Below are 6,782 nucleotides of genomic sequence, written 5' to 3' on the forward strand. Positions count from 1 at the left end.
AGTGCGCATCTGCAAGAATGCAGATATGAGTTCGGCCGCACCGGGTGCCAGCCGCCCCAGCGCGGATGATCTGCTGGTTCTGCTCGCCGTGGGGCGCTCCGGGCGCTTCGTGTCGGCGGCCGAGGAGCTGGGGATCAACCACACCACCATCTCGCGCCGCATTGCCGCACTGGAGCAGACGCTGGGTGGGCGGGTACTGACCCGGGTGACCGGCGGTTGGGAGTTGACCGATCTCGGGCGCGAGGCGTTGGCGGCGGCCGAGGCAGTGGAATCGGCGGTCAAGTCCCTGGCTACCGATGCCGACGGCATGCGGGTGCTGGAGGGTGTGGTTCGGATTTCGGCGACCGACGGGTTCAGTGCCTATATGGCGGCACCGGCCGCCGCGGAGGTGCAGCGGCGGCATCCGAAGATCTCGGTCGAGATCGTGGCGGCGACTCGGCGTGCCTCCCAGCAGCGGTCCGGTCTGGATATCGAAGTTGTGGTGGGTGAGCCGCAAGTGCACCGCGCAAGGGCTATTCGGTTGGCCGATTACTGTCTCGGTCTCTATGGTTCCCGCGACTATCTCCGTGAACACGGAACACCGACGGCCATAGGGGATCTCGCGCGCCACTCGTTGGTCTACTTCATCGATTCCATGTTGCAGGTGGACGAGTTGGACCTGGCTTCCAGCTTCCGACCCGCCATGCGTGAATCCGTCACTTCCACAAATGTTTTCGTGCACGTCGAAGCAACCCGCGCAGCTGCGGGCCTCGGTTTGCTGCCATGCTTTATGGCCGATCGCCACGACGACTTGATCCGAGTGCTTCGAAAGGAAGTCTCCATTCGCCTCACCTATTGGCTCGTCACTCGCACCGAGACATTGCGCAGGCCCGAGGTGGCGGCGGTCGTCGAGGCGATACAGGTTCGGGTGCGGGATCAGCGGAATGTGCTGCTCGGCTTATCGGCGTAATCGGTTGACAGCCTTCGTGATGTCGTCAAGGGTCGGGTATCCGTGCGGTCCGGCAGGGGCGGGCTCGCGCGGAAAATCCCGGCGGACGTGCAGGTTTCAGGCGGCGTGGCCGTTGGCCCGGTCGAGGGAGAGGGTGCCGTCGACCATGCGGTAGACAGCGTTCATCTGATGTAGGTGGGTGTGGTCGTGGGTTACCAGGAGGGTGGCGGCTTCGTGGGTGCGGGACACGGTAAGGATCAGGTCGATTATGGCGGTGCCGCGTTCGGTGTCGAGGGCGCTGGTTGGTTCGTCGATGACCAGGAGGGCCGGGTCGTTCATCAGGGCACGAGCTATGTTGACGCGTTGGCGTTGGCCGCCGGAGAGTTGCGCGGGGCGTTTGGAGTGTTGGTCGGCCAGGCCTACGGCGTCGAGTAATTCCATTGCCTTGGTGCGGGTTCCGCGGCGTCGGATGGGAGAGGTGAAAAAATGCTGGCCGAGGTGGGACATGGCCTCTAGTTGTTCGACGGCGGTCAGCGCGGGGATGAGGTTGGGGTGTTGGAAGACGATGCCGATGGACGAGCGGCGTAGGGCGGCGGCCTTGCGGCGCGTCAATGTGGCGAAATCCACGGTGCCGTAACGTGTTTCGAGGGTCACCTCGCCAGAGTCGGGGCGGATCAGGGTGGAGACTACCGCGAGGAGGCTGGATTTCCCGGAGCCGGAGGGGCCGGTGATCGCGGCGATGGTGCCGCCGGTGACATGCAGGTTCACGTTGTTCAGTGCGGTGAGGCGGCCTGCGCCGTCCGGGTAGGTGAGGGTTGTTTCGTTGACGGTGAGAGCGGTTTTCGTCATGGTCGCGGTGGTCATGCGGGTCTCCGGAGGTCAGCGGGTCGCACCGAGTGCGGTCAGCGGGTCGATGGTGAACAGGAAGCGCAGGGCGATGGCCGCGCCGACCAGGCCGAGGAAAATCAGGACCGCCGCAGGGAACAGGGTTGTCGAAGGGCTGAGTACGAATGGCAGTCCCTCGCCCATGAATGTTGCTGCGGTGACCGTGATTCCGAGTCCGACCGCGACACCGGCGATCAGTACGATCGCCGCTTGGGCGAGGGCGTCGCGGACCAACGATCCGGATGTCGCGCCGAGTGCCTTCAGGGTCGCGATATCGGGCATGCGCTGCACCGTCCACACGGTGAAGAATGCGCCGATCACCAGCGCCGAGATGGCGAACAGCAGCACCGTCATCAGTGTCAGCGAACCGTTTTCGGCTTTGTAGGAACCCAACGCCGACAGCGATTCGGAGACACTGGTCGAGGTCGTATGCGCAGATGCGTTGGCGGAGGCGGTATTCGGGATGCCGGATACCGCGAGCACCGTGGCGGCGCCGCCGCGGGGACTCACCGATTGCCAGTCGGCGAGTGTCATCCAGGCGACGGGGGTGTGGCTGTACCAATCGTCGCCCTGGACCGCGGCCACGCGGAAGGTGCCCGCGCCGAACGTGACGGTGTCACCGGTGATGGCATCGAGGTCCTCGGCCGCGCCGGAGCTGAGCACGACAGTGCCGGAATCGGTTGCGACGCGGTTGCCGAATGCGGTTGCGGTGGTCCCGAACAGCGCGACCTGGGCGGGTTTCCTTGCACCCTGACCCGATACCGCGCCCTGCGCCCGGCTGATGCCGATCGGGTCAACGGAACCCGCGGCCGCCTGCCAGACCTCGACCTGTTGCTCGGTCAGTGCGGAGGTGTCGAAGGAGGGATCCGCGCCGTTATCGGCGAAGACAATGGCATCGGCATGGATCGCCTCGATGGCCGAGATGTTCTGGTGCGCGAGTCCGGTGGTGAGACCGCTGAGGAAACTCACCAGCAGCGCCACCAGGGTGACGACCAGCGTGATGAGCAGAAAACGGCCGCGTGCGGCCCGCAGATCCCGGAGTGCGACGAACATGCCACCACCCTGCCGCGCTCCGAGGTCACCGCCATCGCGCATGCGGAGGTATGCGGCCCGATCGAAGGTTGTTCGGTGTTTTACGCCTTTCGATGGATGCCGCCCGGATAGCCGCACATAAGCTGACAACGTGCATTCGTCGCCGCTCACCCCCGTCTTCACCGCGCTGCGGTTGGGGCTGCATGTGCTGGTGACGACGCTGGCCGTGGTGGTCGCGGCGCGTGCACTGCTGCCGGGTGCCGGACATCCGCTCGGCGTCCTCACGCTGACCGCGGCGTTCTCGGCCGTGTACTTCGCCGGTGCGCTGGTCGGCCGCCACCCGGCGGGGATCCGCATTTGGTTGGCGGCGCTGACGGTGCTGTGGCTCGCACTTGTGGTGCTCGCACCCGATGCCGGATACCTCGCATTCGGTGTGTTCTTCCTCTACCTGCACCTGCTACCACGGCCGTGGAGTCTGCTTGCGGTCGGTGCGGCCACCGTGGTGGCGGTGATCGGTTTCGGGGTGCACCGCGGCTGGTCGGTTGCGGGTGCGATCGGGCCGATTATCGGCGCGGCCGTGGCGGTGGGGATCGGGCTCGGCTACGAGGCGCTGTTCGGTGAATCCGCCGAACGTCAGCGCCTGATCGACGAATTGCTCAGTACCCGAGCAACTCTCGTGGAACAGGAGCGCACGGCGGGCAAGTTGGCCGAGCGTGAGCGGCTGGCGCAGGAGATCCACGACACCGTCGCGCAGGGGTTGAGCAGCATCCAACTACTGCTGCACGCCGCGGAGCAGTCGGCACCGGAGCATCCTGCGCTGCAACAGATTCGCCTCGCCCGCGAGACCGCGGCGGAGAACCTAGCCGAAACCCGAAGGCTGATAGCGGAATTGACCCCCGCCGCGCTGGAGGGGCAGAGCCTCGCGCAGGCGCTCGAGCGCATCTGTCAACGCGCCGAGACTCCCGGACTGCTTGCCCAGATGGTCGTCGAGGGCACGCCGGAGCGCCTGCCGATGCCCGTCGAGGCGGCACTGGTTCGGATCGCGCAGGGGGCGGTCTCGAATGTGGTGCGCCACGCGGACGCGAGCCGGATGCGATTGACCCTGACCTATGCCGACACCGATGTGTACCTCGACGTGGTCGATGATGGCATGGGCATCGATCCATCGGTGCTCGACCGCGCACCGACGGGGACCTTCGGTCTGGCCGCCATGCGCAGTCGCGTCGAACAGCAGGGCGGCACAATGGCGGTCGAGTCGGAACCCGGCCACACCGCGGTCACCGTCTCGTTTCCGCTGGAGGCCGTATCAGCGGAATACCGCTCGGTCACAGACCTGTCGGCAGCGGCATCGAGTCCCGCGAAATCCGCGCCCGTGCCGAGCGACCCCGACTTGTCCGCGGCGGTTCAGGCCGCGGCTGAATCCGCGTCCGCGCCGAGTGAATCCGTCCCGCCCGCAGCGGTCCGGACTGCGGCGGAATCCGGGCTTTCGCCGAGCGGGCCCAGCACGCCCGCAGTGATACAGACTGCGGCCGAATCCGCGTCGCCGCCGAGCGGGCCCAGCACGCCCGCAGTGATACAGACTGCGGCCGAACCCGCGTCGCCGCCGAGTGACACCGACCCGCCCGCAGCGGGCATACCAAATGCGACGGACCAGGAGCACCCCACGTGATCCGCCTCCTCCTGGCCGACGACCACGCCATCGTGCGCGCGGGCCTGCGCGCACTACTCGAGAGCAATCCCGACATCACCGTCCTCGGTGACACGCAGACTGCGGAGGCCGCCGTCGCGTTCTGCGCGACCACCCCGGTCGATCTGGTGCTCATGGATCTCAGCTTCGGACCCGGCCGCTCCGGCGTCGACGCGACCGCCGAACTACGTGCGCTCGAAAAGCCGCCCAATGTCCTGGTCGTCACCAACTATGACACCGACGCCGATATTCTCAGCGCCATCGAGGCGGGGGCCTGCGGCTACATCCTCAAGGACACCCCGCCGGTGCAACTGCTCGCGGCGGTGCGGTCAGCGGCCGCGGGGGAGAGTGTGCTGTCGCCTGCGGTGGCCTCCAAACTGATGATCCGCGTGCGCCGCGCCGATACCACCCTGAGCCCGCGCGAAATCGAGGTGCTGCGCCTGGTCGCCAACGGCAGCTCGAACCGAGAGATCGCCAAGGATCTGTTCCTCAGCGAAACCACCGTCAAATCCCACCTCGTCCACATCTACGCCAAACTCGGCGTGCGCTCCCGGACCTCCGCGGTCGCCCGCGCCCGCGAACAAGGCGCCATCTAGCGAGCGATCAAGATCAGGTGGAACTGGCGGCGGCAGCGCCGGAGGCGGTTTGCGGCCACAGTTTCCACGTGATCATCTGTCCGGTGCTGTGGGGGTTCTAGGGTTGGGGCATGGCCTCACTTTCGGATCCCAAAGTGCGCGACTTTCTGACCCATGCCAATCGAACCGGAAAGGTGGCATTCGTGGCCGCCGACGGACGGCCGGTGGTCACCCCGGTGTGGTTCGTCCTCGAGGGGGACGAACTGGTCTTCAATACCGGCAAGGCCACGGCCAAGGGCAGGGCCTTCGCCCGCGATCCACGCATCGCGGTGGTGGTCGACCTCGAGCAAGAGCCGTATTCCTCCATTCAGATCCAAGGCACCGTGACACTGTCCGAGGATCCCGACGAACTGCTGCGCACCGCCACCGAGATCGCCGGCCGCTATATGGGCGCGGATCGCGCCGAAGAATTCGGCAAGCGCAACGGCGTCCCGGGCGAACTAGTGGTTCGGGTGCACCCGGACAAGGTGATCGCCCACTTCGACGCGACGGCCTAGCCCTAGACTCTCCCGCATGACCGTGCACTTCATCGGGGCCGGGCCGGGCGCGGCGGACCTGCTGACCGTTCGCGCGGTAGAGCTGCTGCGCACCGCCCCGGTCTGCCTCTACGCGGGCACCTATCTGGACCCCGAGGTGCTCGCGCACTGCGCCCCCGATACCGAACTGATCGACACCCAACACCTGGACATCGACCAGATCACCGAGCATCTGGTGCGCGCGCACCGCTGCGGTAAGGACGTCGCCCGCCTCTGCTCCGGCGACCCCTCCATATATTCGGCCCTCACCGAACAAACCCGCCGCCTCGACGCGGCGGACGTGCCATGGGACATCACCCCCGGCGTCCCCGCCTATGCCGCCGCGGCCGCCATGCTCGGCACCGAGTTGACCGTCCCCGAAGTGGTCCAGTCGGTGGTACTCACCCGCACCCGGGCCCGCTCGACCGTCATGCCCGAAACCGAGGCACTCACGAACTTCGCCCGGACCCAGGCCACGCTGGTGCTGCATCTGGCCATTACCCGGATCCGCCCCCTGGCCGCCGAGCTGATTGCGGACTACGGCGCCGATTGCCCGACCGCCGTGGTCTATCGAGCCAGCCAACCCGATCAATTGGTCTTGCGCGGAACTCTCACCGATATCGCCGACCAGGTCGAATCCGCGGGGCTGCGCCAAGCCGCCGTCATCCTCGTGGGCCGCGCCCTCACTCCGAATCTGTCCTGCGCCCAGTCCCATCTCTATGACCCCGCCCGCGATCGTCACCGACCTTCGCAAGCAGTGTGAGATCGGTGACAGGTTCCCAGCAAACTTGCGATGATCCCGCTGCCTGGGGTGATGTTTTCCAGCTATGGGAGCTGATTGGTCGGGCGGCGAGGACGACGGTAGATTGTTTCGGTGATCTGCATTGAACTTCCCGGCGGAGCCGGTCGGTGGGTGGCGGGCATGGTCGCGCCCATGTAACAAGGTCGGCCTGGCGGGCAGATAGTGCCAATGAACATTTTTTGCTTGATTGATGAGAACTGAACGCGGGAACACAGACGCCACGCTGGCATAGGTGCGCGTCCACGTCCCGGTGTTCATCGGGGAGCGCTCGTGTGGTGTTCCGGAAGCGAGGTTACGG

Annotated in this window: 6 protein-coding genes and 1 pseudogene; 5 read left to right on the plus strand and 2 right to left on the minus strand. The window is 66.4% G+C overall.

Going from position 1 to position 6,782, the window contains the following annotated elements; all coding sequences use genetic code 11:
- The first annotated feature begins 25 nt into the window (after nucleotides 1–25).
- The gene (locus ACIBJI_RS01975; protein ID WP_364340826.1) at nucleotides 26–949 is read left to right on the plus strand and encodes a LysR family transcriptional regulator; all 924 of its coding nucleotides are present in this window, start codon (nucleotides 26–28) and stop codon (nucleotides 947–949) included.
- Between the two features lie 96 nt (nucleotides 950–1,045).
- Here ACIBJI_RS01975 and ACIBJI_RS01980 read toward each other — a convergent pair whose 3' ends face one another.
- Both ACIBJI_RS01980 and ACIBJI_RS01985 read right to left on the minus strand, forming a co-directional pair.
- The gene (locus ACIBJI_RS01980; protein ID WP_396958956.1) at nucleotides 1,046–1,777 is read right to left on the minus strand and encodes an ABC transporter ATP-binding protein; all 732 of its coding nucleotides are present in this window, start codon (nucleotides 1,775–1,777) and stop codon (nucleotides 1,046–1,048) included.
- Nucleotides 1,778–1,807: 30 nt separating this feature from the next.
- Nucleotides 1,808–2,866, minus strand: coding sequence for an ABC transporter permease (locus ACIBJI_RS01985; RefSeq protein WP_396958933.1), 1,059 nt, complete (start codon nucleotides 2,864–2,866; stop codon nucleotides 1,808–1,810).
- A gap of 130 nt (nucleotides 2,867–2,996) precedes the next feature.
- Here ACIBJI_RS01985 and ACIBJI_RS01990 point away from each other — a divergent pair.
- The 4 genes and pseudogenes from ACIBJI_RS01990 to cobM all read left to right on the plus strand — a co-directional run.
- Nucleotides 2,997–4,145: pseudogene (locus tag ACIBJI_RS01990) on the plus strand (sensor histidine kinase); the annotation flags it as partial.
- Between the two features lie 365 nt (nucleotides 4,146–4,510).
- Nucleotides 4,511–5,128, plus strand: coding sequence for a LuxR C-terminal-related transcriptional regulator (locus ACIBJI_RS01995; RefSeq protein WP_396958935.1), 618 nt, complete (start codon nucleotides 4,511–4,513; stop codon nucleotides 5,126–5,128).
- Nucleotides 5,129–5,238: 110 nt separating this feature from the next.
- The gene (locus ACIBJI_RS02000; protein WP_364340832.1) at nucleotides 5,239–5,664 is read left to right on the plus strand and encodes a PPOX class F420-dependent oxidoreductase; all 426 of its coding nucleotides are present in this window, start codon (nucleotides 5,239–5,241) and stop codon (nucleotides 5,662–5,664) included.
- A gap of 16 nt (nucleotides 5,665–5,680) precedes the next feature.
- A complete protein-coding gene (gene cobM, locus ACIBJI_RS02005; protein ID WP_364340834.1) occupies nucleotides 5,681–6,445 on the plus strand; it encodes a precorrin-4 C(11)-methyltransferase in 765 nt (254 codons plus the stop codon).
- Nucleotides 6,446–6,782 lie beyond the last annotated feature (337 nt).

This window comes from Nocardia sp. NPDC050408, from assembly GCF_044458905.1.
Classification (GTDB): Bacteria; Actinomycetota; Actinomycetes; order Mycobacteriales; family Mycobacteriaceae; genus Nocardia.